The following is a 26,402-nucleotide window of genomic DNA, read 5'->3' on the forward strand; positions in this document are numbered from 1 at the left end:
GTTCTTGATGGAGTCAGCGGTACGGGACCGGGGCGGGCGCACCACGCTGCGCCGGATCCTGGTCGGGGCGGTGCTGATCGCGGTACCGGCGGTGGTCGTCGTCGTGGTGCTCGGACTGGGTTCGGCCTACGAACCGGTCTCGGGCACGGCGGCCAAGGCGGCGAGCGGCGGCCCCGACACCTACGCGCGCCTGCTGGTCGCGCTGCCGGTGATCCTCGGCGCCTGCTACCTGGCGGGAGCGCTGGCCCGGCGGCTCGGGCAGCCCGCGGTGATCGGCGAGATCGTCGCGGGGATCCTGCTGGGGCCGTCGCTGTTCGGGATCATCTGGCCCGGCGCCTTCGGCTGGCTGTTCCCCAGCGGGGTGGTCTCGGCGATCAACATCCTGTCGCAGCTGGGCTTGATCTTCTTCATGTACCTGGTCGGCTCCGAGATCGACGTCGACGCGGTGCGGAAGCGCGGGTTCACCGCGGTGACGGTCAGCCAGGTCAGCATCGCGTTGCCGATGGTCTCCGGCATCGTGCTCGCCCTCGGCCTGTACCCGATCTTCGGCGGTGACGTCAGTTTCCTCGCGTTCGGGCTGTTCATCGCGGTCTCCATGAGTGTGACGGCGTTCCCGGTGCTGGCGCGGATCCTGACCGACCGCGGGATCTCGAAGACCCCGCTGGGCGCGCTCGCCCTCACCTGCGCCGCTGTCGACGACGTCGCCGCGTGGTGCCTGCTGGCCGTCGTGGTCGCCGTCAGCCAGGGCGGGACGCCGTCGGAGGTGTTCCTGACCGTCGGGCTCACCTTGCTCTTCGTGGTGGTGATGCTCTATGTCGTCCGGCCGTTGCTGATCAAGCTGCTCGCCCGGGTGCCGGAGCCCGCCGTCCTCGCGATCCTGCTCGGCGGGATCATGCTTTCGGCGCTGGCCACCAACGAGATCGGCATCCACGCGCTCTTCGGTGCCTTCCTGTTCGGCGTCATCGCGCCGAGGAAGGATCCGGTGGTCGCCCGCGCCGCCGGGAAGCTCGGCAGCGTGACCTTGGCGCTGCTGCTGCCGCTTTTCTTCGCCTACACCGGACTGCACACCGAGTTCAGCCTGCTCGGCTCCGGCTCGATGTGGCTGTGGACCCTGCTGATCACGGCGGTGGCGGTGTTCGGGAAGTGGGTCGGCAGCACCACGGCGGCCCGGCTGACCGGTGTCGGCTGGCGCGAGTCGTTGTCACTCGGGGCGTTGATGAACTGCCGGGGCCTGACCGAACTGGTGGTGCTCAACGTCGGTCTCCAGATGAAGGTGATCAGCCCGACGGTGTTCGCGATGCTCGTGATCATGACGCTGGTCTCGACGATCGCCACCGCCCCCGCACTCACCCTGATCGCCAGGTTCGGGAAGAAGTCCGCAAAGGACTGGGACAAGACCGCCGGTCCAGCGGCGGCGGAAAGTAGATAGGACACCATGACCAGCAAGCAGGAAACCCTAGTCAGCACTTTCGCCGAGGTCGTCCTCGCCGACGAGGTCCGGGACACCATCGGGAGCGAGTTGCGGTCCTTCCCGAACCCCGTCGACGACATCGACCGTTCGCTGGCGATGCTCCGGGTGGCCTTCTCGAAGCTGCCCATCGACCAGTTGCAGACGATCCTGGACTTCGGCAGGCACGTCGACACCGCCGGAGTCGCGCTCGTGCGCAACCTGCCGGTGGACCCGGAACTCCCGGAGACACCTGTCGACGGGGAACCCAGCAAGGACAAGAAGACGTTCGTCGCCGAGACCGTCCTTTTGGGACTGAGCCAGCTGCTCGGCGAGCCCGTCGGGTTCACCACCGAGAAGAGCGGACGGCTCGTGCACGACGTCGTCCCCGTTTCGGCGGGCGCGCGCAGCCAGACCAACCAGAGCTCGCACGTGTTCCTGAACTTCCACAACGACATCGTGCACGACGAGGTGGGCCGCTACGACGTGTCCAATCCGGACTTCCTGGTGTTGAACTGCGTGCGGCAGGACGGGAACAAGGAGGCTGTCACCTACTACGCCGACGGCCGGGACATCTCGGCCGCACTGGACCCGGAGGTGCTCGCCGTCCTGCGCCGCCCGCTGTTCCGGCTCAACGCGCCCGGCAGTTACGTGCGTGACGTCGCCAAGGGGTCCGACGTGCTGTCCGATCTCGTGCCGATCATCTCCGGACCGTCGGAATCGCCGGAGGTGGCTGTCTCGGCCAACGGGGTGGTGGGGGAGACCGTCGAGGCGGAACAGGCGCTGGAGGAACTGCAGCGGGTCTGCCGCGAGGTCGCGCACCAGGTGAAGCTGGAGCCGGGGACGGCGCTGCTGATCAACAACCGGAAGGGACTGCACGCGCGGTCGCAGTTCTTCGCCCGGCACAACGGGCGTGACCGGTGGCTGCAGCGCACCTACCTGCGCCGGAGCCTGTGGACGATCCGGTACCGGGGCACGGAGGAGGACCGGCGGGTGCACTGAGCCTCGCCGCGGGGGCACTCCAGTCTCGGACCGGTCGCGACACCCTCTGTGGCGGCTGAGCGGGGAGAACTCGCCGTCGTGCTGGCCGGTCGGGCGTCGAAGTCGACGATGAAGGAATTGGGACGTTGAATGTCCTGAATCCTTCACCGTCGCGGGCAACGTGGCTTCTCCAGCGGGACGTTGCCCGCGTGTCGGCTTCGGGTGTCGCGAAAGCCACTTTCGGGACATCAGACGTCCCGAAAGTGGCTTTCGCGACGCACTCACGAGATCTGGCCACGTTCAGGACGGCTCGCAGTCGGGTAACCCGCCGGAAAGCACCCGTACCGGAGGAGCCCCGATGGCCGACAAGTTACGACCGCCGCAGCAGCAGGAACCGCCGGGCGTGACGTCGAAGATGGACCCGCCGCCCAGGGACTCCATGGAGGATTACGAGGGCCGCGACCTGCTGCGCGGCAAGCGCGCGCTCATCACCGGCGGGGACTCCGGGATCGGCAGGGCGGTCGCCATCGCTTTCGCCAAGGAGGGCGCCGACGTCGCGATCGCCTACCTCAACGAGCACGAGGACGCGAAGTACACCGAAGAGCGTGTCCGGGCCGAGGGCCGCGAGTGTCTCCTTCTGCCGGGTGACCTGGCGGAGGCCGCTCAGTGCCGTGAGATCGTCGATCGGACCGTGAACGAACTCGGCGGCCTGGACATCCTGGTCAACAACGTCGCCACGCAGTGGCCCGTCGACTCCCCCGAGGAGCTCACCGACGAGCAGTGGACGCACACCTTCGACGTGAACATCCACAGCTTCTTCCGGGTGACCGACGCGGCGCTGCCGCACCTGAAGAAGGGCGCGGCGATCATCAACACCGGTTCGGTGAACGGTCTTCGCGGCAACAAGTCCCTCATCGACTACTCCGCGACCAAGGGCGCCGTCCACGCTTGGACGTACGCGATGGCCCAGGCACTCGCCGATCGCGGCGTCCGGATCAACTGTGTCGCGCCGGGTCCGGTGTGGACACCGTTGATCCCCTCGACGTTCCCGCCGGAGAAGGTCGAGAAGTTCGGCCTCCAGGTCCCGTTCGAGCGGGCCGCCCACCCGGACGACCTCGCGCCCTCGTACGTCTTCTTGGCCTCCAATCGGCTCTCGTCGTACTACAGCGGCGAGGTCATCGCGGCGCTCGGCGGAGAGACGACGCCCGGTTGAGCGGCCCGATGCGAGAGCTTCGAGGAGGCGCGATGGCGCGGCGGAGTCTCGTCCAGACCACCAAGGCCGCGGCCGCGGCGGTGATCGCGTGGATCGTCGCGACCTCGGTCCTCGAGTTACCGCAACCCTTTCTGGCGCCGTACGCGGCCGTCTTCCTGGTGCAAGCCACTGTCTACCGCTCCTTGCGTGGCTGGGCGCAGCAGGTCGGCGCCGTCTCCGTGGGGGTACTGCTCGCGGCGGCCGCCGGCCAGTTCATCCCGTCGGTGACGGTGGCGCTCGGACTGGTCGTCTTCACCGGGTTGCTGATCGGCTCGTGGCGCGGGTTCGGCGAGTCAGGGGTGTGGGTCGGGATCACCGGCATGCTGCTGATCTCCTACGGCAACGCGACCGAACCCGTCCTGCTCGCCGACAGGCTGCTCGAAACCGCGTTGGGCGCGGCGATCGGGGCCGTGCTGAACGCGGTGATCCTGCCGCCGTTGCACGGGGAACGCCTGCGGACGGCGACGTCCCGGCTGGCCTCGGCGATCGCGGACGTGCTCGAGAAGACCGCGGCGCTGGTCCGCGGCGGTGAGGCGGCCGATCTCCTGCACGAACGGATGCGTGACGTGCGCAGTCTGGTCGCGGAGGCGGAGGAGGCGATCGGCTGGACCCAGGAGAGCCGGTACCTCAACCTCCGCGGACGGCGTGAGACCCGGGAAGAGCCGCTGGCGAACCTCGTCTCCCTGTGGCCGCCGCTCGCCCAGTTGATCGACGCGGTGAGCGAGGCCGCCCGGAGTGAGCAGCCGTTCCGGCATCCTGGCGAGTACGCGCGTGGAGTGGTCGGTGACCTGCTCGAGGCGCTCGCCGAAGTGGCCCGTTCGGGTGATCCGGACAAGCTCGATCGATGCCGCAAGCTGGTCGAAGAGATCGACCACCTGCTCGTCACCCCCACGGACGAGGTCACGACGTCGATCGGGCTCGGGGCGATGGCGTTGCCCGCCCGCCGTCTCGTCCAGCGGCTCGGCGCCGATTAGGCCGGGGCGACGGTGGGTAACCGTACCCATGACCGGAAGCGGAAAGCGGATCGTGGTCACCGGCGCCACCGGCAACGTCGGGACGGCCGTCGTGCGCGCGCTGGGTTCGGACCCCGAGGTGGGATCGATCGTCGGCGTGGCGAGGCGTCCCAGCCAGTGGGGGAGCCCGAAGACCGAGTTCGTCACCGCGGACGTCGCCCGTGACGACCTCCGGGCCGTGTTCGACGGTGCCGACGTGGTGATCCACCTCGCGTGGCTCTTCCAGCCCACCCATCGGCCCGAGGTCACCTGGCGTTCCAACGTGGTCGGCTCGATCCGGGTGTTCGAAACCGCGCAGGCCATGCGGGTGCCGGCGCTGGTGTACGCGTCGTCGATCGGGGCCTACTCGCCGAGGGACGACGACCATCCGATCACCGAGGACTGGCCGACCCACGGTTCGCCCAAATCCGCGTACACCCGAGAAAAGGCTTATGTGGAAAGGGTTCTCGACGCGTTCGACCGAAGTCATCCCCGGCTGAGGGTGGTCCGGTTGCGTCCGGGTTTCCTCTTCCAGCGAGCCGCGGCGTCGGAGCAGCGACGCCTTTTCGACGGGCCGTTCGTACCGGGCAAGCTGGTGCGGCCGTCGCTGATCCCGGCCACACCAGGGCTTTTCGACGCCGTCCTGCATCTGCCGGTGATGGACTGCACCCGGGCCAGGGAAGAACTGGGCTGGACGCCGCGGTACTCGTCGGAGGACGCGATCGAAGCATTCCTCAAAGGACTGAGAGAGAACGAAGGACTCCCGGCCGAACCGCTGAGATCGGACGTCGGCCGGGTCCACGAACTGGCGACCGGGTAGGGGAGCGACCGTGAACGAGAAAGCATTGCTGCACACGCTGACCAGGGTCGTGACCACTTTGGACGGTACATCGGTGCGGTTCGCCGTCGCGGGCGGTCTCGCCGTGTACGCGCGAGGCGGTCCGCCGTCCGACCACGACGTCGATCTCTTCCTCAAGGAGGAGGACATCCCCGAAGCGGCGGAGGCGTTGGAGGCCGCGGGACTGAGACGGGAGCACCCACCGGAGGACTGGCTCACGAAGGTCTACGACGGTGACTGTCTCGTCGACCTGATCTTCCGGCCCAACCACCGCCCGGTCACCGACGACATGCTCGACCGCGCCTCGCTGATGCGGATCGGGGCGACCGCCGCGCCCGTGCTCAACGGGACGGATCTGCTCGTCGACAAGGTTCTCGTACTCAGTCCGCATCGCTGCGATTTCGGGCCACTGCTGCGGATCGCCCGTGACCTCCGCGAGCAGGTCGACTGGCATCGCGTGGCCGAGGAGACCTCGGATTCGCCCTACGCGTGGTCATTCCTGAACCTGCTCGCGGCACTGTCCATCATCGACGGGAAGGAGCTCCCCATGCCCGCGGAAGCACCCCAGTACCTGGTCGCCCGGTTGACCAAGGCACTCGCGGAAGACCCGAGGACCGCCGAACTCGGCGTGCACGTCACCGTGCGCGGCGACCAAGTCCGGCTCAGCGGCGAGGTCGCCTGCGCCAACCGCAAGGCCGACCTCGAGACGGTCATCTGCGAACACATCGCGGCCGAACTGGTGCACAACGACGTCCGGCTGGCCGACGTGCGCGAGCCGTCGCGCGCCGAGGAGATCCGGTGATCCGGGTCGCCGCTGTCGGGGACGTCCACCTCGGAGAGGACAACCGGGGCCTGCTGCGGCCGGTATTCGACGGCATCGCCGAACACGCCGACGTGCTGCTGCTCGCGGGGGACCTCACCCGGCACGGCACCCTCGAGGAGGCCAGGGTGGTCGCCGACGAGTTCGCCGGTCTCGATGTCCCCGTGGTGTCGGTGCTCGGCAACCACGACTACCACTCCGACCAGGCCGAAGCGGTCAGCGGACTCCTGGAGGAAAGCGGGATCACCGTCCTGGAAGGTTCGGCCACCACGGTGGAACTGGACGGCGGGACGCTCGGCGTCGCCGGGGTGAAGGGGTTCGGCGGCGGTTTCGCGGGCAAATGCGCGAGCCGGTTCGGCGAACGCGAGATGAAGGACTTCGTCGAGCACACCATGGCGGCGGCCAAGCGGCTGCGCACCGCGCTGGAATGGCTCGAACACGAGGAACCCGACGTGACCGTCGCGCTGACGCACTACGCGCCGATCCCCGGGACACTGCACGGTGAACCCCCGGAGATCCACCCGTTCCTCGGGTCGTACCTGTTGTGCGAGCCGATCGACGACGCCCAGGTGGCTCTCGCGGTGCACGGGCACGCCCACTACGGCAGCGAGCAAGGAGTCAGCCCAGGCGGGGTGCCGGTACGCAACGTCGCCCAGCCGGTGATCCGCTCCGCGTACGCGACCTACGTCCTCGAACCCGCGAAGGCACTGACATGAGAGAACGATTCCAAGGCGAGCTGAGCGTCCTCGGCGACCTCCTGTCGAGGATGTGCGGCATGGCGTGCGAGGAGCTTCGACTGGCCAACTCGGTCTTTCTCGACCGGAACGGTGCCGCCGTCATCGAGCTGGCCGGGGTGGAGACGAAGTTGAACGCGGCACGGACCGAATGCGAGGAGACCGCGCAGAAGCTGCTCGCCCTGCAGGCGCCGGTCGCGGGGGATCTGCGGACCGTGCTCGCGGCGGTGTACTGCGCCGACCGGTTGGAGCGGATGGGCGACCTCGCCCAGCACATCGCCGACCAGGCCGCGCGGAAGCCGGAATTCGCCGTGCCCGAGGCCTTGACCGGACGCTTCCGTGAGATGGCCGGACTGGTCTGTTCGATGGCGGAGGACCTCGGCACGGGCATCGGGGAACCGACGGCCGAGGTGTTCCACTCGCTGGCCAGGACCGATCAGCGCGTCGACGCGCTGTACGAGGAGCTGATGACCCTGGTGACCGGTCCTGAGTGGACCGACGGCGTCGCGCCCGCGATTTCGGTGGCGCTGCTGGCACGGTTCTACGAGCGCTTCGCCGACCAGGTCGTCTCGGTCGCCCGGCGGGTGGATTTCGCGCTCACGGGGGAGTTCCCCGAATCCTCGGTACGGGACAACCCCGACGGTCCGTGAAGGCCTCCTTCCCTACTCTCAAAGTAGGGAAGGAGGCCTTCACGGACGAGCGTCAGGTCTGGCGGTTCTCCAGCGCGTCCCGGATCTTGTCGATGAACGCCGTCCCCGGCGCCAGCAACCGGTTCGCCGGCGGGCGGTCGGGGGCGGCGGGATGCGGTCTGGTCGGCGCGATCTCCTTGGCCCGCAACACCTTCTCGCCCAGCTCCCGCAGGTCCTCCGGCGTGCAGGCGGCCTGCAGCTTCGGCAGCAGGTCGCTCTCTTCCTCTTCGATGTGGTGCCGGACGTCCTCGATCAGCTTGCCGACCAATTCGTCGAATCGCTTGTCCTTCGGTTCCAGACCGATGAGGTCGTTCATCACCCGCTCGGCTTCGGCGTGCTCCTCGAGCTCGTGGCCGACGACGTCGTCGCCGTCGGGAATGTGCTTCCGGGCGGCGGGGTACATGTGCTGCTCCTCCGCGACCGAATGCCGGACGAGTTCGGCGATCACGTGGTCCGCGAGATCCTTGCGGTGCTGGTCGCCGCCCTTGCCGGACTCGAGCTCCTTGAAGATCCGCTCGAAAGCGCGGTGATCCTCGGTGATCACCGAGATGAGGTCGTGCTTCGTGGTGGTGGTCATGGACACTCCTGTCCGTGGTCGTCAGTTCGACACCTTGCGGGTACCCGCCGTCCGCGGTTCAATCACCCGGATTCGTCGGTGGCTTGATGCGGTGCGCCGACCGGTTTGGATTCCGGGGAGCCGCGCTGACGCGGGATCGCCGAAATCCGTGAGCTGCTCGGCGTTGTAGGCGCTCATCTCGGCCACGGACTGAGCCAGCCAAGACAGCAGGAAGACCCCCGGCATCACCAGTCCGAGCGACATCGAAAAGATCCCGGTTCGCTAGCCGCCCGCACGGGCCCATTTCGGTGAAGCAGCTCTCGCTTCTGCCCGACAGGCCGACGGGTTCAGCGGCGTGGCCGATCCGCCCGTCGTTGTAATCGGCGAGACCGGAAAGCGCCTGCCCGGCGAGGCTGAGCAGGAAGCGCAGCCCGAATCCCAGCGCGCTGGCGCAGATACACGCTGAACACCGCCTCGCACTGTCCACCGAAAGCCAGCGCCTTGACGATCACGGACGGCGAATACCCGGCCGTCCGGCCGCTCACACCTCAAGGTCGATCATGGCGCGGGGTACTGGTGCTCCCGCAGCAGCTTCGCCAGGTGGACGGCGTTGCGAGCCAGTGTCGAGTTGGTCGATTCGACCGCTTCCGGCGTCTCGTCGAGGTCGTTGTAGTCGCCGCCCTTCATGGCCTCGCCGTTCCAGTAGGTCCCGCCTTGGGCGGGCACCGTGAACCCGGTGTCGTTGAGGGCCTGGAACAGATCCGCGGTGATCTTGTGCGCGCCGTCCTCGTTGCCGACGACGGCGGTGACCCCGACCTTGGCGAACATCGCGGGCCTGCCCTCGTCGTCCGTTTCGGACAGTTCGGCGTCGAGCCGCTCCAGGACACGCTGGGCGACACTGGACATGTGGCCGACCCAGGTCGGTGTCGAGATCAGGAGGATGTCGGCCGCGGTGATCTTGCGGCGGATTTCGGGCCACGCGTCGCCGTCGCCCATGTCGGCTTCCACCCCTGGCTTGACGTCATGGTCCACGACGCGCACCAGTTCGCCGGTGACACCGCGTTCCGCCATCTTGTCGAGCACCTGCTGGGCGATCAGGGCGCTGCTCGAAGCGGCGGGCGACGGTTTGAGCGAACACACCAGTGCGAGGGCCTTCAACGGCTGGGTCATCGTGTCCTCCTGTCCATGCCGACGGGCTACCCGGGCGGCGATTCGGGGAAACCCGTGTGAATCGGGCGAAGCCGGGTACGCCATATACATGCGTGCTTTGGTGATCGGGTGGGCGAGCTTGCGCCACGGCGAGGCGACTCCGGTTGACGTACTCGGCATGCGGCGGGTCGACGCCGCGCTGTCGTTGGCGGAGGTGCCGCACGATCTGGCTTGGGAAGCGGATTACGACACGGTGGACCCGGCGAGGTACAGCCATGTCGTGTTCGTCTCCGGCCCCGTGAAAGGCAGGCAGGTGCGCGAGGTGCACCGGCGGTTCGCGCACTGCCACCGGATCGCGGTGGGGGTTTCGGTGGCCGATCCGGGTGAGGAAGCGGTCACCGGGTTCGACCAGGTGCTGGCCCGCGACCATCAGGGGATCGCCACCCCGGACCTCTCGATCGACGCCCCGACCGACGAGGTGCTGGTGGCGGGCCTGATCCTCGCGCCGGAAGACACCGCTGTCCGGTCCTCCGTGACGCGGTGGCTCGCCGGGATCGACTGCGCGCGAGTACCCCTCGACCCTGGCCTGGCGCCTTCGGACTGGGCGCGGTGCGCGACACCGGATCAGTTCGCCTCGATCCTTTCGCATATGGATGTGGTGGTCACGACCCGGCTGGACGGGCTGGTGATGGGCCTGCGGGCGGGTGTCCCCGTACTGGCGGTGGATCCCGTCGTCGGCGGCGGCACGCTGACGGCGCAGGCCGACGCGCTCGGCTGGCCTGCGCTCGTCCCGGCCGAGGAGGCGGGGCAAACGGAGAACCTCGATTCGTGGTGGCGCTGGTGTTCGTCGGTGCAGGGGCGGGCGGTGGCCGCGCTGCGGGCGTTGCCGACGGACAACGGATTGATCCGGGACATGGTGAAGGCGTTCAAAGCCGGTCCGATCCGGTGAAGTGGGCTCACACGTGAGACGGCATGTCCCGCGACGCCAGCGCGTAGGCTCGCGCGCAGTCCGCCGCCACGCGGTCCCACGAGTATCGCGCCCGCACCCGATCGTGCCCGGCCACCCCGAAGGCCTCCCGCGCCGACGCGTCCGCGAGCAGTCGCCTCAGTGCTCCGGCGAGTTCCTTGGAATTGCCCGGTGACACCAGCAGTCCGGTAACGCCGTCGATCACGGTATCGGCCAGCACGCCGACCGAAGCCGCCACCACGCTCACCCCGCAAGCCATCGCTTCGAGCGGTACGAGAACCGAGGGATCGGACGGGGGCGTGCAGACCACGACGTCGGCGGACCGCAGGAGGGCGGGCAGATCCTGCCGGGGGACCCAGCCCACCGTCCGGATCCGGTCGATCACCCCGGCGCGTTCGGCGAGCTCACGCAGCCGTCGGGTGTCCGCCGTCGTGAGATTTCCGGCGAGGACGAGCTCGGTCTCCGGCAACGACGCCAGTGCGGTGATCACGACGTCGGCTCCCGGGCCGCCGACGCTCACGATGCGGTACCGCGCGGTACGGCGCGCGGTTTCGCCGTCCACGGTGAACTTCGCGGGGTCGACGCCGCCGGAGACGACCGACGCCCGCGGGCGGGGCATCCCCAGCCGGACCAGCGAGAGGACCTCGTCCGACGAGGCCGCCAGCACCCGGCTCGCCTGTTTGGCGATCATGCGCTCGACCCGGATCCGGTCCTCGTGGTGCCCGTCCCCGAGGGTGTGAAAGGTCTGCGTCACCGGGAGGCCGAGATCCTTGGCGGCGAGAAGCGAAACGAGACCGGACGACCAGAAGTGCGCGTGGACCACGTCCGGCCGGTCCTTGGCCCATCGGGAGCGCAGGACCCGGGTGAAGTCCCCCAGCAGCGGCAGGAGTTCGTCCTCCCGGAGTTTCCTGGCGGGACCGGCGGGCACGTGGACAACGCGGTACCCGTCCGGTGACCCGACCGTCGCCGGGGTCCGGCGGCTCTCGCGGCGGGTGTACACGGTGACGTCGTGACCCTCGCGGGTCAGCGCGGCGGACAGTTCGGCGACGTGGACGTGCCGTCGCTCGATCGGTCCATCATCGAAGACGGCGAGCGGACTGGCCCGTCCGGAGACCATCGCGATCTTCATCGGCCCACTCCGTTCTGCCAGCCGTCGGATACCCCGTGGTGGCATCGCGAAACACCGCGTCCGCGGGCCATTGTGGACGTTTGGCGCCGCACGACCGGGGTAGCCGGGGATCATGACCGTGATCCGTAGTCCGCACTCGTCGGTGAACCGTGCCTAGGAAACGGGTCCGGATCGAATCCGGCGGCCCGATCCTGGTGGAGGGGCCGGTCGAGATCGCCACGCCCGACGGCGAGACGGTGACGTCCGACCGGTTCCTCGTCGCGTTGTGCGCCTGCCGTCGCAGCAAGAGCTTTCCCTTCTGCGACACCAGTCACCGCCGCCGTTCACGGCAAGGGGTGCAACGGCCTCAGGAGTGAGCTCTCACCGGTCGACCACGCGCCCAACAGATGCTCGGTCAACCGGTTCTCCAGCAGGTCGGTGGCCTGGATGCCCAGTGCGATGTCCGCCGCCAGTTCCGGCTCCCGCGCCAGCAGATCCCCGACGACGTCATGCCGCAGCACCTGCTCGTGCACCGCGTCGGCCTCGATGTGCTCGGTGTAGAAGTAGCGGCATTCCCCGGCCGCGCCGAGCCGCCCCAACGCCTCGTCCATCCGCCGCGCGGCCGGCCCGGTGCTGATCTCGGTACTGGCGAAATGCCCGACGAGCGCCCCGCGCAGGCGCCGGTGCAACCCGAACAGCGACATCATGTTGACCGTCGCGAGCGTGCAGGCCGGGACGTGGTCGAGGTAGGCGAGGTAACCGTCGGAGAGACCCGCGGCCGCCAGCAGATCGGCGAACAGGCGGGAATGAGCCTGATCGGCCCGTCCGCCGCCGAATTCGTCGAACTCGACGGCGACCAGCGCCGCCTTGGCCCGGCCACGCAGCCGCGGGATCACCCACGCGTGGGGATCCGCCTCTTTGAGGTGGTAGATCGACCGATGCGCGAAGTACTCCTCGACGTGCCACCACTCGCCCTTGTCCCGCAGGAAATGGGAGACACCCTCACCGTCGACGGGCTCGACCAGCATCGCGTCGAGCAGCGCGCCGACGTCGTCCCCGCCGGGCACGGCGGCGCGGATACCGTCGAGGAACGCGTTTTCCAGGCCGGACCGGAAGCCGAGCAGATGCGGATCCCACTCCCAACCGGGATCGACGCCGTCGAAGCCCTGGTAGTGGAGTTCGTAGCAGACGTGCAGCGCCAGCTGCAGATCCTCGCCGAAGGGATCGGCCTCCGCCGCCGCCTCGCGGTCGAACTCGTCCCGGCGGCCGCCCGCCAGGGTGTCCACCACGGCGGCCGAAAGCGGGCCCCGGATCTCGGGCAACCTCGCGGCCACGTCGCGGTCGATCTTCGTCATGGCCACGGAGTACCCGCTCTACGCGTGCGGAACCGTCTCTTCGGTCAGCATGCGCAACACCGCGATCTCCCCGTCGGCGGCGGCCCGGCGTTGCCTGCCGGCACCGGTGCCCTCCCGTTCCAGGATGCCGAGCAGCGTCCGGACCAGTGCCAGGTCGCCGGTGTCCTCGAGCGCCTGCCCGGTGTGCGCGAGCAGCGCGGCGACCCGGTCGCCCACCGGGACCGGCTTCCCCGCCACCGGGTCGACGGCCGGACCGGAAAGGCCGTGCCGGGCGGCCGACCACACCGCGGCGGAGGCCATCTGCGGATCCAGCGGGGTGGCCTCCACACCGCGGTCGAGGTCGGTGAGGGCGGTGCGCACCAGCCCGCGGGTCAGCAATCCCTGCAGGACGGCTTCGTCGACGGTGGAGGCGGTGTCGGCGGCGCGGACCTCGACCCCGGGCCACCGCGACGAGGGCCTGGCGAGCCAGAACGTCCGGTGCTCGTCCACCAGGATCCCGCAGTCCACCAGTTTCCCGACCTGTTCCTCGAATCCGGCGGCGTCCGCGAAGTACGGGGCGATGCCCGCGCCGGGAAAACGGCTCTGCCGCACCGTCCGCCAGCTCTCGTACCCGGTGTCGAGACCACCGTCGAACGGCGAGTTCCCCGACAACGCCAGCAGCGTGGGCAGCCATTCCGCCAGATGGTTCACGACGGCGACCGCGGTCTCCCGATCAGGCACACCGACATGCACGTGACAGCCGCAGGCCTCGTCCGCCTCGACCTTGCCGAACCGGTCTTCGGCGTCGTGGTCGCGATCGGGCGAAGGACGCAGGGGAGTGCCGGAAGCGATGACGGCGCAGTCCTCGCCGGCCGCAGCTTCGGCCAGCGTTCGCCGTCCCGCGGTCAGATGCCCATACAGCTCGTCGGCCGTTTCGCAGACACCGGTGACCGCCTCGATCTGCGTCGGCCGGGGTTCCCGGTGTACCGCCGCGCCTTCCGGCAGCGGACAGCAGATCCGGTGCCGGGCGAGCACTGCCTCGGCACGCGGGCAGCTCGCCCCGGTTCTCGGGTCGACCAGCAGGAACTCCTCTTCGATGCTGATGCCGGTCATCATCGCCCCCGCTTCTTCGGCAGCGCGCGGACGGCCGGGCCTTGGATCACCGACCCGTCCAGGCCGAACCGCGAACCGTGGCAAGGACAGTCCCAGGTCTTCTCCGCGTTGTTGAACGACACCAGGCAGCCGAGGTGGGTGCAATGGGCGCCGACGGCTCGCAGTTCGCCGCCCGGATCGCGGTAGGCGGCGACGAGTTCGCCGCCGTCCCGGGTCACCTTGGCCTCACCGGGCGCGAGTTCGTCGAGCGACGCGGGTTTGCGCAACGCGCTGAGATGGTCACCCACGAGGAATTTCGCCACCGTGGCGTTGTTCTCGACGGTCGAGATCGCGGAACGGAGGTCGAAGCGGTTCGGGTCGTACAGGCTCGCCGACGGGTTGTCGCGTCCGGTCAGCAGATCCGCGAGCAGCAGGCCCGCCGCGGTGCCACCCGTCATACCCCACTGCCCGAAGCCGGTGGCGACCCACAGGTGACGGCTCGCCGGATGGTAGCGCCCGACGTACGGCACCGAGTCCAAAGTGGACAGGTCATGGGCGGACCACCGGTGGGTGACGCGGTGCACGGCGACGTGCGCGCCCGCCCAGCTCGCCAGCCGTTCGTAGCGGCTCTCGACGTCGACGGAGTCGCCGACGCGGTAGTGCTCGCCGCCCGCGACCGCGTACGGGACGCCGTCGTTGAGGTAGCTCCGCACGGAATGGTGGGTGTCGGCGTCGAGATACATCCCCTCCGGCGGGCGGTTCCCTTCGACGGGCCCGGCGACCACCAGGTCGCGGACCGGGTCGAGCCGGGCGAAGAACAGGCCCCGGTCGAACACGGGATAGTGGGTCGCCACCACGACCTCGCCTGCCCGGACGTCGCCGGAACTGGTGCGCACCTTGGTGCCACCGAGTTCGTCGACACCTTCCGCGCGGACCCCTTCGACGATCGTGCCGCCTGCCCGTTCGATCGCGTCGGCCAGGCCGAGCAGCCAGCGTCGCGGGTGGAAATGCGCCTGCGAAGCGAACTTCACCGCGCCGAGCGCGGGGACATCCAGGTCGACGGAGGTGACGTAGCCAGCGGGGAGCCCGGCTTCGGCGGCGGCTTCCGCCTCGCGTTCAAGGCTTTCCACGGTCTCGGGCCTGGTCGTGTAGACGAAGCTGTCGGCCCGGGTGAAGCCGCAGTCGATACCGAGTTCGGCCGCGGCCGCCGCGATCCAGCTCAGCGCGGCCGCCTGCGTGTACGCGTAGGTCGCGGCGGCTTCGGTGCCCTTGGTCTTGGCCAGCATGGCGTACTTCAGCCCGTGCTGGGCGCTGATCTTCGCCGTCGTGTGCCCGGAAACCCCTGCCGCGAGGCGATCCGCTTCCAGCACGAGCACCGAACGTCCCGCCCGCGCCAGGCGATAGGCCGTGGTGAGACCGGCGATGCCGGCACCCAGTACGGCGACGTCGACCTCCGGCGGCAGCGGCGTACCGGTGCGATCGGGAGCGGGAGCCGTGTCGAGCCACAGTGAACGCGTTCCGGGCAACTCCGTCATGCGGCCCGGATTCCCGCGGGACAACACGGGCAAACCAGCGCGGTCCGGGTTTTCTGAATCACTCGAACGGGTAGCACTCGCCTATGACCACATCCTCCAGGTCCCCCGAGGAAAAGAACATTTTCGTCATCGGTCTCGACGACGCCAACGAGGACGTACTGAGACGGATGCCCGGTGCCGAGCGGTACCGCTTCCATTCCTTGCTGTCGCCCGAAGAACTCCAGCACGGCGAGATCCCGATCGTCGGGCTCATGGAGAAGGCGGTGTCGCATTTGGACGCCTTCACTGGGCCGATCGACGCAATAGTCAGCTATTGGGATTTCCCGTCTTCGACAATGGTGGCGATGCTGTGCGAGAAGTACGGCCTCCCCGGCGTTTCGCTCGAGGCGGTGCTCAAGTGCGAGCACAAGTACTGGAGCAGGCTCGAACAGGCGAAGGTGATCGACGAGGTCCCGTCGTTCGGCATCGTCGATCTGGACCAGGACGAGCCTCGCCCGCCCGATGGTGTCGGCTACCCCATGTGGCTCAAACCAGTGAAGTCGTTCTCCTCGGAGTTGGCCTTCCATGCCGCCGACGAGAGCGAGTTCGACAAGGCCGTCGCCGAGATCCGGGCGGGTGTCGACAGGGTCGGGATGCCCTTCGACCGCGTCCTCGGGAAGGTCGAGCTTCCCGCCGAAGTGGCCGAGGCAGGGGGAGCGGCGTGTCTCGCGGAAGGAGCGCTCAGTGGGGTGCAGGCCGCGATCGAAGGATATGTCTACAAAGGACAAGTAACGGTGTACGGCGCCCTCGATTCGGTCAACTACACCGATTCCGCTTGCTTCCTGAGGCATCAGTACCCGTCGCAGCTGCCCGAAGACGCCGTCGAACGGATGAAGGAGATCTCCGTCCGGGTGATGGAGCAGATCGGTTTCGACAACGCCACGTTCAGCATCGAGTTCTTCTGCCACCCCGAATCCGGGCAGGCCTGCCTGCTGGAGATCAATCCGCGGCACTCGCAGTCCCACGCCGAACTGTTCGAGTACGTCGACGGGGTGGCGAACCATCAGATCATGGTCGAGCTGGGCCTCGGCCGGGATCCCGGCGCACGGCGGAACCGGGGCGGCTACCGGATCGCGGGCAAGTGGTATCACCGCCGCTTCCGTGACGGGCTGGTCACCCGGGTGCCCACCAGGGGCGAGATCGCCGACCTGGAGGCGGAGATCCCCGGCGTGAAGATCGAAGTGGTGCCGGAAAAGGGCGTCCGGCTCTCGGACCTGCCCGCGCAGGACAGCTACAGCTACGAACTCGCGCACGTCTTCGTCGCGGCGCAGACTCAGCGGGAGATGGAAAGCAAGTACCGCCGGTGCATCGAAGCGCTGCGGTTCGACTTCGAGGAGGGATAGCCCATGCGGACGGTGGCCTCGCTACCGTACGAGATCACCGAGGAGGACCACGTCTGGATCCCGGTCTCCGACGGCGTCCGGCTGTCGGCCCGGATCTGGCGGCCGGTCGCCTCGGACGGTGAACCGGTCCCGGCGATCCTGGAGTACATCCCGTACCGGCATCGTGATCTGACTTCGGTGCGGGATTCCGTGCACCATCCGTATCTCGCGGGACACGGCTACGCCTGCGTGCGCGTGGACATCCGCGGCTCGGGGGAGTCGGAGGGCGTGCTCGCCGACGAGTACCTCGAACGGGAGCAACTCGACGCCGAAGACGTCCTGGAGTGGATCGCCGGGCAGCCGTGGTGTTCGGGCAGGACCGGGATGATGGGCATCTCCTGGGGCGGGTTCGCCGCACTGCAGGTGGCCGCGCGGAAACCGCCGAGCCTGACCGCGATCGCGATCTCGTCGTTCACCGACGACCGGTACGCCGACGACATGCACTACATGGGCGGCTGCCTGCTTTCGGACAACGTCGCCGAGGCCTCCACGATGTTCGCCTACGCCACGTTGCCGCCCGATCCGGCGCTGGCGGGTGAGCGGTGGCGCGAACTGTGGCACGAGCGGCTGGAGAACTGCAGCCTCTGGGCCGGTGAATGGCTGGCACACCAGCGCCGCGACGACTACTGGCGGCACGCGTCGGTCTGCGAGAACTACACCGACGTCCAGGTGCCCGTGCTCGCGTCCAGCGGCTGGGCGGACGGTTACTCCAACGCCGTCTCCCGGCTGCTGGCCCATCTCGACGTGCCGCGGCGCGGGCTGATCGGACCGTGGTCGCACAAGTACCCGCATCTGGGACAGCCCGGCCCGGCCATCGGGTACCTGCAGGAGCTGGTCCGCTGGTGGGACCATTGGCTGAAGGACGTCGAGAACGGCGTCATGGACGGGCCGATGCTCCAGACGTGGATGCAGGACAGCGTGCCGCCGTCGACGTCCTATGAGGATCGTCCCGGCCGCTGGGTGGGGGAGCCGTCCTGGCCCTCGCCGCATGTGCACCCGTCCGAGCATCGTCTCGCCCGGCACCGGATCGCCCGCCCCGGCGAGGATGTCCCGGTGGAGGAACTGTCGGTCGAGTCGCCGCTTTCGGTCGGTCAGTTCGCCGGCAAGTGGGCCTCCTACAGCGCTCCGCCCGACCTGCCCTACGACCAGCGTGAGGAGGACGGCGGCTCGCTCGTCTTCGACACCGACGCGCTCACCGAACCGTGCGAGATCCTCGGTTCGCCCGTGGTGGAACTGGACGTCTCCGCGGACAAGCCGGTGGCGCAGGTCGCCGTCCGGCTGTCCGACGTCGCCCCGGACGGCCGGGCCACGCGGGTGACCTACGGCCTGCTGAACCTGACCCACCGGGACGGGCACGACGATCCCCAGCCGCTGGAACCGGGCAAGCCGTACCGGGTGCGCGTCGAACTGAACGCCGTCGCGCAGGCTTTCCCCGCCGGGCACCGGATCCGGCTGTCGATCTCGTCGTCGTACTGGCCGCTGGCCTGGCCGCCGCCGGAACCGGCGATGGTGACCGTCCACACCGGACAGAGCACGCTCACGCTCCCGGTGCGCCCGATCGCGGAGGCGGACGAGGTCCCGGCGCGGCCGTTCGGTGAACCCGAAGGCGCGGAACCGGTGCCCGCGACCCAGGTCGAACCCGGTGAACAGCGCTGGACCGTCTCCCGTGACCTGATCGACTACCGGTCCGCGCTCGAGATCGTGAAGAACGAGGGCAAGGTCCGGTTCGACGACCTCGATCTCGACGTCACCAGGAACGTGTTCGAGCGGTACTCGTGGGTGGCCGACGACTTCTGTTCCCCGGTGGCGGAAACGGCGTGGTCGATGACCTTCGCCCGTGGGGACTGGGAAGCCAGGTCCGAAACCCGCACTCGGGTCTCCTGCACGCCCACGGAATTCGTGATCGACGCACAGCTCGACGGCTACGAAGGCGAGCGAAGGACGTTCTCCCGGAACTGGCACCGGACGATTCCCCGCGACCAGGTTTAGCGCCGGATGAGTGGGTAACCGGAGGGCAGCGGCCGGTGCAGCGTGGTTGTGCGACCACCGGCCGCGAGGTGGACCGGCGCGGGCAGCCCCGGCGGAGCAGGGACGCCGGCGCGCCGGTCACCGCAACCCAACCGGGTCAGACGACGAACAGATCCACGACGTCCTCGGCACTCTTCCGGTCCGCGAATCGCGTCCGTTGCCGGTCCGCGCCGTTCCCGCCTTCGAACAGCCGCGCACAACCGTCTCGCACGAAGTCCAGATCGCCGGTCGATTCCAGCGCGGACGCGGCGAAGGTCACGACGTCGTCGACGACCTTGGGCGCCGGGGCGAGGTCTCCCGTGACCGGATGCGGGCACTGACCGGAAAGTCCTTCCCGGGCCGCACGCCAAAGGTGCGCGCGCAGTACCTCGTTGGACAGGTGTGAGGCAGGCTCACCCTCGTCGAGGACTGTGGTGACCAGTCCCCGGATCAGGACGCCGAGCAGGACAGCCTCGTCCGGTGTCGACGCCACGTCGGAGAACCGGAACTCGACCGTCGGCTGGCCCTCGGAAAGCCTTACGTCCCAATAGACCATCGCGCGGTCGAGGATCGCGCCCGCGCGCAGCCAGGCGTCCACGATGCCCTCGTAGTGGTCCAGCGAGGTGAACTCGGGCGGCGGGCCCGCCGAGGGCCATCTGGTCCATTGCTGGTAGCGCCAACTGCTGTAACCGGTGTCGATGCCGTCCGAGATCGCGGAGTTCGCGGTGAGCGTGAGCAAGGCGGGCAGCCAGGGCCGGATCCGCCTGATCAACCGGACACCCGTTTCCCGGTCCGGGATCGCGACGTGGACGTGGCAGCCACAGGTCAGCGTGGTGCGTGTGGTGGCACCGAAGTGCCTGGCCATCCGCTCGTAGCGGGGGTTCGGGGTGATCGACGGCAGTTCGGCTTCGGCCATCGGAGGGCTTCCGCAGGGGAGGAGGCGGGCGCCGCGCTGAGCCGCCGCTTCGGCGAGTTCGGCCCGGAGGGCTTTCAGCTGCTCCAGCGCCTCGTCGCGCGTCCGGCAGATACCGGTCGCGGATTCCACCTGGGAGCGGGTGAGTTCGTGCTGCAGTTCTCCTTGGGCTTCTTCGGCGGAGTCGACTACGACGTTCCCGCTCTGGGAGAGGTGTCCTTCGCGGTCTACGACGAAGAACTCTTCTTCGATGCCGAAAGTGAGGGCGTCGGTCACGAAAGCGGGATAACCACCGCCGGCCGACGGCAAACCTGTTTTCCCGATACCGGTTCAGGGTATCCACCCGGTATGGACCCCGTATCGGCGGAACCGCCGTATCTGCTGGCCGCGCAGGCCTCTTCCGTCGTGCACCATCTGTACCGCCGGGTGCAGGACGACGAACTCGACTCCACTGCCGACCTCAACCGGACTCTCGGCGCGCTGCGAAGACTGTCCGACGACCTCGCCCACATCCTGCCGGGACTCCAGGAGCAGCTCGAGGAAAGCCTCCTGGACGGAAATCTCCCCAGCACCGGGCCCGCGGCCGAGGCGTGGGACACCGTGGCGGAGGTCGGCTCGGTACTCGCCCGCGCGCGGGCCGCCGGATTGCTTATGGCGCAAGAACTCCGCGCGTCGCAACGGCTTCTCGGCGGATTGACGGCTCCGCTGGACGGTTCCGCCTGACGCGCTACGAGCGCACCACCGCCACCGGGCAGTGGGCGTGGTGGAGCGCGTCGTCGCTGACCGAGCCCAGCAAGAGTCGACGAAGCGAGCCGTGGTCGCTTCGCCCGAGCACCAGCAACGCCGCGTCGCTGGACTGCACCGTCAGTGCCTGCGCCGTCGGCCCGACGCCGTGCACGATCTCCACGGGCACGTCCGGATAGCGTTCCCGCCAAGGCCGCAGCTGCTGTTCGACGAGCTGGTCCGCGATCTCCTGGGGGATCGGCTGTACCGGGTCCATCACCGGGCCGCCGAGCAGGGGTTCGCTCGTCGGCCCCCAGATCGAAAGCCGCGCCGCGTGGACAGCGTGCACCGCCCGGCCGTGCCTCGCCGCGAAGTCGAACGCGAACCCGGCCGCCTGCGCGCTCTGATCCGTACCGTCGGCGCCGAGGATCACCGGTCCGTCCAGCGGAGACTCCTCACCGCGGACGACGACCACCGGACGGCCGGCGTGCTGGGTGACTTCGGCTTCGGTCGAGCCCGCCACGGCGCGGGTGAACACCCCGGTGTGGGATTCGCCGAGCACGATCATCGCCGCGTCCGTCTCGTCGGCGACCGACAAGAGCACCTCGTCCGGGGTTCCCCCGCGCTCGACGGTGCGGACTTCGAGGTCCGGATCGGTGCGCTGGAGCGCTTCGGCCATGGATTCCAGCTGGCGTCGCGCAGGTTCCACGGCGGGCTCCGGGACGACTTCGGCGATCGGGGCCGCGACGGGGTCGGAACCCGGCGGGGGCAACCGGTCCCTGGTGCAATACGCGAGCACCAGCCCGCGTCCGCGGGTCTTCGCCTCGACGACCGCCCAGCGGACGGCTCGACGGGCCTCCGGCGAGCCGTCGAACCCGGCTACCACGGGCCCGTTTCCCTGTTGTGCGTGCGACATCGGTCCTCACCTCCGGCGAGCGGTGGATACCCGTTCGTGCCGATCCTCAAGCGCGCGTCGTTTCGCCCGGTGCGCGATCTGGGTACTTCATGCCCATGACCTCATTGTCGGCGCCCCGCACCCCTTGCGTGAAGAGTGCCCGCGAGCGGCCGAGGGGACGGCTGCGCCTGCAGGTCAGCAGGCCTGTCCGGGAGACGGCCATCGTCGAGGTACACGGGGACATCGACCTCGGCACCGCACCGCGGCTGTGGGAGATGCTCAGCGAGCGGCTTCACGGCCACGGCGCGAAATTGATCGTCAACCTGTCCGAGGTCGATTTCTTCGGCGTGACGGGGATCCGTGTCCTGCAGCGGGCTCAGCTGCTCGCGGACGAGACCGGGACCGCGCTCTACGTCTTCCCCGGTGAATCGCGGTGCGCCCGCCGGATGCTCGACCTCTACGACGGCGAGGGCCTTCACGCCCTGTAGGCGTCTTTGGTGACGCGTCACAACGACGTCTCGGCAAGTCTGGGGAATTCCCCACCTCCGCGCCGCCTCACCGCGCGCAAGATGTGTTGACACATTACCGCGCGGTAACAACAGCGACGTTGGAGGCGGCATGAGGCTGGGCAAGTGGTTCAAGGCGGTATCGCTGGCGCTGGCGGTGGGGGTCGCGGTGACAGTACCGGCGCAGGCGGCCGAACTGGAGTATGTCGCCCTCGGCGACTCGGCCGCGGCCGGACCGCTCGTCCCGAATCAGGATCCCAACCTGCTGTGCCTCCGTTCGGATCACGACTACCCGGCTCTCGCCGCGAAGACGCTCGGGGCGAAGTTGACCGACGTTTCCTGTTCCGGAGCGGTGACTGCCGACTTGACGAACCTGCGGTTCGGCATCCTCGCGCCGCAACTCGACGCGCTCAAGCCGTCGACAGGGCTGGTGTCGATCACCATGGGCGCCAACGACTCCGGACTGTTCCAACAGGCGCTCAGCTGCCTCAACCTCCTGCCCGAACCGGCCGGGATCTCGTGCGCGGACCGGCTCACCGCGGGCGGCAAGGACCCACTCGGCGACTCGATCCGTGCGTGGGCCCCGAAATTCGGCGCCGCGCTCGACGAGATCCACGCCCGCGCACCGCGCGCGAAAATCCTCGTCACCGGCTACGGCACCTACATCCGGCACAACGGCTGCTACCCCGTGCAGCCGGTCTGGGCGCGGGACGCGAATTATCTGCAGAGCGTCATGGACCTGATCAGCTCCACCGCCCGGAAGCAGGCCGAGGCCCGCGGCGCGACCTTCGTCGACTTCGCCTCGCTCACCGTCGGGCACGACATCTGCGCCGCCCCGCGCGACCGCTACCTCGAAGGCCTGATCCCGGCGCACGCCGCGGCCCCGCTGCATCCGAACGCGCGGGGGATGGCGGTGTTCGGCGCCGCGATCGCACGGGCGGCGGGCTCGTGAGCGGTAAGGACGGGTCTCTTTGAGGGGTGAGGCAAGCGGGTCGGGTTGCTCGCTCGTGTGTCGGTTCGGGTGTCGCGAAAGCCACTTTCGGGACATCTGATGTCCCGAAAGTGGCTTTCGCGACATCGGGTGGCGGTGAGGTGCGGGCGGGTGTGGGGGCGAGTGGTGAGTCGCGGTAGGGCGGATCTGTATTTGCCTATTTATGCCGGGCCTGCTCGAAGTCGACGGTGAAGGAATTTGGACGTTGAGTGTCCAGATTCCTTCATCGTCGCGGAGCGCTTCGTTGATCAAGGGCGTGCAGGTCACGACCGTGGCTCGCCCATGCCGGCGTCCAGCACGACTCACCACTCATGCTCCACCCGACCCGGCATAGGTCACGACGGGCGCGTGTTGCGAAAGCCACTTTCGCAACCTTCAGTGTTGCGAAAGTGGCTTTCGCAACACGCGCCCGTCGCTACCACTCACGAGCCCCGGACCGACACGTCACTTCTAGTTCTTGCCGGTGGCGGAGCGGGCCGAGAGAGCAGCGTTCAGCAAAGCGATATGTTCGAGCCGGGTGGGATCCAGTCCGGTCAGATCGGCGATCCGGCGCAGCCGGTAGTCGACGGTGTTGGGATGTACGTGGAGTGCCGCAGCGGTCTGTCGCCGCCCTCCACGGCGGAGGAAGGTCTCCAGCGTCTGCAGGAGTTCCTCGTTGCCGCCCAACGGTTCCAGCCGGGTGGCCAGCCTGTCGAGGGCCGGGCCGGGGCGCGAAAGCTGGTATTCGAGCAACACGTCGTCGAGCCGGTAGAGCCGGGGCGGTCGCCCGGATCCGGTCGCGACCGCGAGCACGTCCTGTGCGAGCTTCGCCGCGGCGGGGACCCCGGCCGGTTCGGCCGCGGCGGCGCCGGCGATGACTTCCGCGCCCGCCGTGCGGGCGACGTCGGTGAGGATCCGCTCCAGTCGTGCCCAGTCGCGTGTGGACAGTTCTTCTGCAGGGGTTTCGTGTGGCAGCAAGGCGATGCCGCCCTCGGGGGTGAGCGAGGTCAGGACCGTGCCCCGGATCTGCCGCTCCAGTTCGACCCGTAGTCGCCGAAGCTTCCGGCGTCCGGCGACCATCGGGTCGACGCCGTTGGCCTCCTCGTCGGGATGCGCCCCGACCGTCGCGGCGAGGACGATGTAGCACGGTGGCAGGCGCAGGCCCGCCTGTCCCGCCGCGACGTCCGCGGGTTCGCCGTCGAGCAGGGCGGACAGCACCGTGTGCCGGGCCGAACGCTCGTCGTCGAACATCGTCTGGCGCTCGTCGAGGTACCCCGCGCCGACTGCGGGAGTGACCACTTCGAGGTAGCGCAGGGTCAGCGCGTTGACGGCCAGGACGTCGCTGACCTCCTCCGGGAGCGCGTCCGGTGTCAGCGACGCCCAGACCACCTGGATACCGATGTGATAGGCGGTGAGGACGATGTCGATCGGGATACCCTCTTCCGCGCGCCGGGCGGCCGATTCGCGAAGGAAGTCGAGTTCTTCCCGTGTCGGCGTGGCCCCGGTGCGCAGGGTGTCGATGAACGACCGCAGGTTCTGTTCGATCACCTGCGTGATGTCACCGCTGAGTTCCTCGGCGGGCAGCAAGCCGTATTCCGGGATCCGGGAGACGATCTCGGAGAGCACCGTCCTCGCGAGCGACGGCAGGACTTCGGTCAGCCGTTCCGCCAGCGGACGTCCGCCGATGCGGAACCCTGGATCTTTGTCACCCGTCACAACCACTCATCATGACAGCTGGTCAGCGGGTGAGCGCGTCCCGTGCCGAATCGAGTGTCGGGTGCACGTTGAAGACAGCGTCGAGCCCGAGGAGTGACATCGGACGCAGCAGCGCCCGCTCCTGGGTGACCAGGATGAACGGGATGCCCGCCTCTTCGGCCTTGGCGCGAATCTGGACGAGGGCCGTGAACCCGGAGGAATCACAGAAGGTGACCGCGGAGAGGTCCGCGACCAACGCCGCGGGTGTGAACCGGAGCTCTTCCTCCAGTGCCCGCCGCAACCTGTCGGAGACCGCGAGGTCGATTTCGCCGGATACGGTGACCACCGTGTCGGCACCGGACGCGGTGACCGAGATGTCGAGTGGGGATACGAATCTCCGGGGTGGATCGGAGGCGGGTGCGCGGTAGTCGGTCAAGTTGACTCCTTGCCGGTACGGGGGACCGGCTGGAGCCCAGAGGACATGCCGGACCCAGAGAAGGGACCCGGCGGCTGGTGTCTGAACCGCGACGAGGTAACCGTAGCAGCCTCGCGGCCCGGCTTGCCGGATGAGCGAGACCCGGTTCTTTAGGCTGTATCCCATGGGCGTGGGACAGGAGGCAGGCGTGACAGGGACGATGACGGCCGACGTGATGGCCGAACTGGCCGCGCTCGAGGATCCGCGGGCACGCGAGGTGAACGAGAAGCACGGTGACGACCACGGCGTGAATCTCGGCAAGCTGCGCGCGCTCGCGAAGCGGCTGAAGACGCAGCACGAGCTCGCGAACGAGCTCTGGGAAACGGACGACACCGCGGCGAAACTGCTCGCGCTCTTGGTCTGCCGCCCGAAGGCGTTCGAACGCGAGGATCTGGACCGCATGGTGCGCGAGGCGCGTACCCCGAAGGTGCACGACTGGCTCGTGAACTACGTGGTCAAGAAGAACCCGCACGCCGAGGAGTTGCGCCTCGCCTGGTCCGCCGATCCCGATCCCGTGGTCGCCAGTGCCGGCTGGGCGCTGACCACCGAACGCGTGGCGAAGAAACCCGAGGGCCTCGACCTCACTCGACTGCTCGACGTCATCGAAGCGGAGATGCGGGACGCGCCGGACCGCCTGCAGTGGGCGATGAACCACTGCCTGGCGCAGATCGGGATCGAACACGCTGAGCACCGCGCTCGGGCGATCGGCATCGGCGAGCGCCTGGAAGTGCTCAAGGACTACCCGACGCCGCCGAACTGCACGTCGCCGTTCGCGCCCGTCTGGATCGCCGAGCTGGTGCGACGGCGGGAAAAGTAGGCGCGCTCAGCCGAGCGCGTCCGCCTTGATGGCTTCGAACTGGGCACCCATGCGCCCCGCGAGCGCCTCGGCCGCCCGCAGCGGCCGGACCATCACCTTGAAGTCGGCGATCTTGCCGTCGGCGTCGAAGGTCAGGAGGTCGCACCCGTTGATCTGAAGCCCGTCGACCGTCGCCTCGAACTCGTATACGTGGTGAGCGCCGTCCTGGATCTCGCGGACGTAGCGGAAGTCCTCGAACACGCGCAGGACCCCGCGCAGGATCGCCGCGGTGATCGCCTTGCCCTGGTAGGGCTTGAACGCCACCGGGCTGGTGAAGACCACGTTGTCGGCGAGCATCGCCTTGATCGCGGCGGCGTCCTTCGCTTCGACGGCCTGGCGGAACGTGGGCATGCGATCTCCTCATAGTCAACTTGTTGAGTAGATGCCGCCGAGCGTAGATGATCATCGCGCGGGTGTCCATCAAAGTGTCTAATCAACTTTGCGACT

28 protein-coding genes are annotated in these 26,402 nt (G+C 68.6%); 16 read left to right on the plus strand and 12 right to left on the minus strand.

What is annotated here, in order from left to right:
• Positions 1-7 precede the first annotated feature (7 nt).
• From HDA45_RS37405 to HDA45_RS37440, 8 genes are all read left to right on the plus strand, one after another.
• On the plus strand, positions 8-1,429 hold the full coding sequence (locus HDA45_RS37405) for a cation:proton antiporter (protein WP_184903500.1): 1,422 nt from the start codon (positions 8-10) through the stop codon (positions 1,427-1,429).
• Between the two features lie 6 nt (positions 1,430-1,435).
• Positions 1,436-2,449, plus strand: coding sequence for a TauD/TfdA family dioxygenase (locus HDA45_RS37410; protein ID WP_184903502.1), 1,014 nt, complete (start codon positions 1,436-1,438; stop codon positions 2,447-2,449).
• Between the two features lie 337 nt (positions 2,450-2,786).
• The gene (locus HDA45_RS37415; RefSeq protein WP_184903504.1) at positions 2,787-3,641 is read left to right on the plus strand and encodes an SDR family oxidoreductase; all 855 of its coding nucleotides are present in this window, start codon (positions 2,787-2,789) and stop codon (positions 3,639-3,641) included.
• A gap of 32 nt (positions 3,642-3,673) precedes the next feature.
• The gene (locus tag HDA45_RS37420) at positions 3,674-4,654 is read left to right on the plus strand and encodes an FUSC family protein (RefSeq protein ID WP_246480914.1); all 981 of its coding nucleotides are present in this window, start codon (positions 3,674-3,676) and stop codon (positions 4,652-4,654) included.
• A gap of 28 nt (positions 4,655-4,682) precedes the next feature.
• Complete coding sequence (locus tag HDA45_RS37425) at positions 4,683-5,492, plus strand: NAD-dependent epimerase/dehydratase family protein (RefSeq protein ID WP_184903506.1); 810 nt, start codon at positions 4,683-4,685, stop codon at positions 5,490-5,492.
• A 10-nt stretch (positions 5,493-5,502) separates the two neighbouring features.
• Positions 5,503-6,312, plus strand: a complete 810-nt coding sequence (locus tag HDA45_RS37430; RefSeq protein ID WP_184903508.1) for a nucleotidyltransferase family protein — start codon at positions 5,503-5,505, stop codon at positions 6,310-6,312.
• The gene (locus HDA45_RS37435; protein WP_184903510.1) at positions 6,309-7,046 is read left to right on the plus strand and encodes a metallophosphoesterase; all 738 of its coding nucleotides are present in this window, start codon (positions 6,309-6,311) and stop codon (positions 7,044-7,046) included. Before HDA45_RS37430 ends, HDA45_RS37435 begins: the two co-directional genes overlap by 4 nt.
• Positions 7,043-7,714, plus strand: a complete 672-nt coding sequence (locus HDA45_RS37440) for a phosphate signaling complex PhoU family protein (protein ID WP_184903512.1) — start codon at positions 7,043-7,045, stop codon at positions 7,712-7,714. The genes HDA45_RS37435 and HDA45_RS37440 overlap by 4 nt, the downstream gene beginning before the upstream one ends.
• A gap of 52 nt (positions 7,715-7,766) precedes the next feature.
• Here HDA45_RS37440 and HDA45_RS37445 read toward each other — a convergent pair whose 3' ends face one another.
• From HDA45_RS37445 to HDA45_RS37455, 3 genes are all read right to left on the minus strand, one after another.
• Positions 7,767-8,330 (minus strand): hemerythrin domain-containing protein, encoded by a 564-nt coding sequence (locus tag HDA45_RS37445; protein ID WP_184903514.1) that lies wholly within the window; start codon positions 8,328-8,330, stop codon positions 7,767-7,769.
• Positions 8,331-8,351: 21 nt separating this feature from the next.
• Positions 8,352-8,573, minus strand: coding sequence for a hypothetical protein (locus tag HDA45_RS42615; protein WP_246480916.1), 222 nt, complete (start codon positions 8,571-8,573; stop codon positions 8,352-8,354).
• 294 nt (positions 8,574-8,867) lie between these two features.
• Positions 8,868-9,479 (minus strand): flavodoxin family protein, encoded by a 612-nt coding sequence (locus HDA45_RS37455; protein WP_184903516.1) that lies wholly within the window; start codon positions 9,477-9,479, stop codon positions 8,868-8,870.
• Positions 9,480-9,567: 88 nt separating this feature from the next.
• Between HDA45_RS37455 and HDA45_RS37460 the strand changes: the two genes are divergently transcribed.
• A complete protein-coding gene (locus HDA45_RS37460) occupies positions 9,568-10,407 on the plus strand; it encodes a glycosyltransferase family protein (RefSeq protein ID WP_246480918.1) in 840 nt (279 codons plus the stop codon).
• A 7-nt stretch (positions 10,408-10,414) separates the two neighbouring features.
• Here the strand turns inward: HDA45_RS37460 and HDA45_RS37465 are convergent, their stop codons facing one another.
• Positions 10,415-11,554, minus strand: a complete 1,140-nt coding sequence (locus HDA45_RS37465; RefSeq protein WP_184903518.1) for a glycosyltransferase — start codon at positions 11,552-11,554, stop codon at positions 10,415-10,417.
• A 149-nt stretch (positions 11,555-11,703) separates the two neighbouring features.
• Here HDA45_RS37465 and HDA45_RS37470 point away from each other — a divergent pair, with 149 nt between their 5' ends.
• On the plus strand, positions 11,704-11,910 hold the full coding sequence (locus HDA45_RS37470) for a CDGSH iron-sulfur domain-containing protein (RefSeq protein WP_184903520.1): 207 nt from the start codon (positions 11,704-11,706) through the stop codon (positions 11,908-11,910).
• Here the strand turns inward: HDA45_RS37470 and HDA45_RS37475 are convergent.
• From HDA45_RS37475 to HDA45_RS37485, 3 genes are read right to left on the minus strand one after another with little or no spacing between them, the layout of a single operon-like run.
• Complete coding sequence (locus tag HDA45_RS37475) at positions 11,878-12,888, minus strand: iron-containing redox enzyme family protein (protein WP_184903522.1); 1,011 nt, start codon at positions 12,886-12,888, stop codon at positions 11,878-11,880. The genes HDA45_RS37470 and HDA45_RS37475 overlap by 33 nt on opposite strands.
• Positions 12,889-12,906: 18 nt before the next feature.
• The gene (locus tag HDA45_RS37480; protein ID WP_184903524.1) at positions 12,907-13,980 is read right to left on the minus strand and encodes a carboxylate-amine ligase; all 1,074 of its coding nucleotides are present in this window, start codon (positions 13,978-13,980) and stop codon (positions 12,907-12,909) included.
• On the minus strand, positions 13,980-15,494 hold the full coding sequence (locus tag HDA45_RS37485; protein ID WP_184903526.1) for an FAD-dependent oxidoreductase: 1,515 nt from the start codon (positions 15,492-15,494) through the stop codon (positions 13,980-13,982). The genes HDA45_RS37480 and HDA45_RS37485 overlap by 1 nt, the downstream gene beginning before the upstream one ends.
• 83 nt (positions 15,495-15,577) lie before the next feature.
• On the opposite strand from HDA45_RS37485, the gene HDA45_RS37490 reads away from it, so the two are divergent.
• A complete protein-coding gene (locus HDA45_RS37490) occupies positions 15,578-16,876 on the plus strand; it encodes an ATP-grasp domain-containing protein (RefSeq protein ID WP_184903528.1) in 1,299 nt (432 codons plus the stop codon).
• Positions 16,877-16,879: 3 nt separating this feature from the next.
• A complete protein-coding gene (locus HDA45_RS37495; protein ID WP_184903530.1) occupies positions 16,880-18,904 on the plus strand; it encodes a CocE/NonD family hydrolase in 2,025 nt (674 codons plus the stop codon).
• A gap of 136 nt (positions 18,905-19,040) precedes the next feature.
• On the opposite strand, the gene HDA45_RS37500 is transcribed toward HDA45_RS37495, so the two are convergent.
• Entirely contained in the window at positions 19,041-20,111 is a 1,071-nt protein-coding gene (locus HDA45_RS37500) for a glutamate--cysteine ligase (protein ID WP_184903532.1), read from the minus strand.
• Between the two features lie 72 nt (positions 20,112-20,183).
• Here HDA45_RS37500 and HDA45_RS37505 point away from each other — a divergent pair, with 72 nt between their 5' ends.
• Positions 20,184-20,558, plus strand: a complete 375-nt coding sequence (locus HDA45_RS37505) for a hypothetical protein (protein ID WP_184903534.1) — start codon at positions 20,184-20,186, stop codon at positions 20,556-20,558.
• Between the two features lie 4 nt (positions 20,559-20,562).
• Here the strand turns inward: HDA45_RS37505 and HDA45_RS37510 are convergent, their stop codons facing one another.
• Positions 20,563-21,474 (minus strand): universal stress protein, encoded by a 912-nt coding sequence (locus tag HDA45_RS37510; protein ID WP_184903536.1) that lies wholly within the window; start codon positions 21,472-21,474, stop codon positions 20,563-20,565.
• A 95-nt stretch (positions 21,475-21,569) separates the two neighbouring features.
• Between HDA45_RS37510 and HDA45_RS37515 the strand changes: the two genes are divergently transcribed.
• Together HDA45_RS37515 and HDA45_RS37520 are read left to right on the plus strand one after the other, a co-directional pair.
• Positions 21,570-21,941, plus strand: a complete 372-nt coding sequence (locus HDA45_RS37515; RefSeq protein ID WP_184903538.1) for an STAS domain-containing protein — start codon at positions 21,570-21,572, stop codon at positions 21,939-21,941.
• 130 nt (positions 21,942-22,071) lie between these two features.
• Positions 22,072-22,911, plus strand: a complete 840-nt coding sequence (locus tag HDA45_RS37520; RefSeq protein WP_184903540.1) for an SGNH/GDSL hydrolase family protein — start codon at positions 22,072-22,074, stop codon at positions 22,909-22,911.
• Positions 22,912-23,400: 489 nt separating this feature from the next.
• Here the strand turns inward: HDA45_RS37520 and HDA45_RS37525 are convergent, their stop codons facing one another.
• Both HDA45_RS37525 and HDA45_RS37530 read right to left on the minus strand, forming a co-directional pair.
• Positions 23,401-24,645, minus strand: coding sequence for an RsbRD N-terminal domain-containing protein (locus tag HDA45_RS37525; protein WP_184903542.1), 1,245 nt, complete (start codon positions 24,643-24,645; stop codon positions 23,401-23,403).
• Between the two features lie 22 nt (positions 24,646-24,667).
• Positions 24,668-25,060 carry an STAS domain-containing protein gene (locus HDA45_RS37530; RefSeq protein ID WP_184903545.1) on the minus strand — a complete coding sequence of 131 codons (393 nt, stop codon included), beginning with the start codon at positions 25,058-25,060 and terminating at the stop codon, positions 24,668-24,670.
• A gap of 163 nt (positions 25,061-25,223) precedes the next feature.
• Between HDA45_RS37530 and HDA45_RS37535 the strand changes: the two genes are divergently transcribed.
• On the plus strand, positions 25,224-25,916 hold the full coding sequence (locus HDA45_RS37535; protein ID WP_246480920.1) for a DNA alkylation repair protein: 693 nt from the start codon (positions 25,224-25,226) through the stop codon (positions 25,914-25,916).
• A gap of 6 nt (positions 25,917-25,922) precedes the next feature.
• Here HDA45_RS37535 and HDA45_RS37540 read toward each other — a convergent pair whose 3' ends face one another.
• Positions 25,923-26,306, minus strand: a complete 384-nt coding sequence (locus HDA45_RS37540; protein WP_184903547.1) for a nuclear transport factor 2 family protein — start codon at positions 26,304-26,306, stop codon at positions 25,923-25,925.
• Between the last annotated feature and the right edge of the window lie 96 nt (positions 26,307-26,402).

This window comes from Amycolatopsis umgeniensis (assembly GCF_014205155.1).
Classification (GTDB): Bacteria; Actinomycetota; Actinomycetes; order Mycobacteriales; family Pseudonocardiaceae; genus Amycolatopsis; species Amycolatopsis umgeniensis.

Excerpts from the sequence above, each read along its gene's own strand:
- HDA45_RS37405 (WP_184903500.1), top strand. The coding sequence starts at position 8 with ATGGAGTCAGCGGTACGGGACCGGGGCGGGCGCACCACGCTGCGCCGG.
- HDA45_RS37410 (WP_184903502.1), top strand. The coding sequence starts at position 1,436 with ATGACCAGCAAGCAGGAAACCCTAGTCAGCACTTTCGCCGAGGTCGTC.
- HDA45_RS37415 (WP_184903504.1), top strand. The coding sequence starts at position 2,787 with ATGGCCGACAAGTTACGACCGCCGCAGCAGCAGGAACCGCCGGGCGTG.
- HDA45_RS37420 (WP_246480914.1), top strand. The coding sequence starts at position 3,674 with ATGGCGCGGCGGAGTCTCGTCCAGACCACCAAGGCCGCGGCCGCGGCG.
- HDA45_RS37425 (WP_184903506.1), top strand. The coding sequence starts at position 4,683 with ATGACCGGAAGCGGAAAGCGGATCGTGGTCACCGGCGCCACCGGCAAC.
- HDA45_RS37440 (WP_184903512.1), top strand. The coding sequence starts at position 7,043 with ATGAGAGAACGATTCCAAGGCGAGCTGAGCGTCCTCGGCGACCTCCTG.
- HDA45_RS37445 (WP_184903514.1), bottom strand. The coding sequence starts at position 8,330 with ATGACCACCACCACGAAGCACGACCTCATCTCGGTGATCACCGAGGAT.
- HDA45_RS42615 (WP_246480916.1), bottom strand. The coding sequence starts at position 8,573 with ATGTCGCTCGGACTGGTGATGCCGGGGGTCTTCCTGCTGTCTTGGCTG.
- HDA45_RS37455 (WP_184903516.1), bottom strand. The coding sequence starts at position 9,479 with ATGACCCAGCCGTTGAAGGCCCTCGCACTGGTGTGTTCGCTCAAACCG.
- HDA45_RS37460 (WP_246480918.1), top strand. The coding sequence starts at position 9,568 with ATGCGTGCTTTGGTGATCGGGTGGGCGAGCTTGCGCCACGGCGAGGCG.
- HDA45_RS37465 (WP_184903518.1), bottom strand. The coding sequence starts at position 11,554 with ATGAAGATCGCGATGGTCTCCGGACGGGCCAGTCCGCTCGCCGTCTTC.
- HDA45_RS37475 (WP_184903522.1), bottom strand. The coding sequence starts at position 12,888 with ATGACGAAGATCGACCGCGACGTGGCCGCGAGGTTGCCCGAGATCCGG.
- HDA45_RS37480 (WP_184903524.1), bottom strand. The coding sequence starts at position 13,980 with ATGACCGGCATCAGCATCGAAGAGGAGTTCCTGCTGGTCGACCCGAGA.
- HDA45_RS37485 (WP_184903526.1), bottom strand. The coding sequence starts at position 15,494 with ATGACGGAGTTGCCCGGAACGCGTTCACTGTGGCTCGACACGGCTCCC.
- HDA45_RS37490 (WP_184903528.1), top strand. The coding sequence starts at position 15,578 with ATGACCACATCCTCCAGGTCCCCCGAGGAAAAGAACATTTTCGTCATC.
- HDA45_RS37495 (WP_184903530.1), top strand. The coding sequence starts at position 16,880 with ATGCGGACGGTGGCCTCGCTACCGTACGAGATCACCGAGGAGGACCAC.
- HDA45_RS37505 (WP_184903534.1), top strand. The coding sequence starts at position 20,184 with ATGGACCCCGTATCGGCGGAACCGCCGTATCTGCTGGCCGCGCAGGCC.
- HDA45_RS37510 (WP_184903536.1), bottom strand. The coding sequence starts at position 21,474 with ATGTCGCACGCACAACAGGGAAACGGGCCCGTGGTAGCCGGGTTCGAC.
- HDA45_RS37515 (WP_184903538.1), top strand. The coding sequence starts at position 21,570 with ATGACCTCATTGTCGGCGCCCCGCACCCCTTGCGTGAAGAGTGCCCGC.
- HDA45_RS37520 (WP_184903540.1), top strand. The coding sequence starts at position 22,072 with ATGAGGCTGGGCAAGTGGTTCAAGGCGGTATCGCTGGCGCTGGCGGTG.
- HDA45_RS37535 (WP_246480920.1), top strand. The coding sequence starts at position 25,224 with ATGGGCGTGGGACAGGAGGCAGGCGTGACAGGGACGATGACGGCCGAC.
- HDA45_RS37540 (WP_184903547.1), bottom strand. The coding sequence starts at position 26,306 with ATGCCCACGTTCCGCCAGGCCGTCGAAGCGAAGGACGCCGCCGCGATC.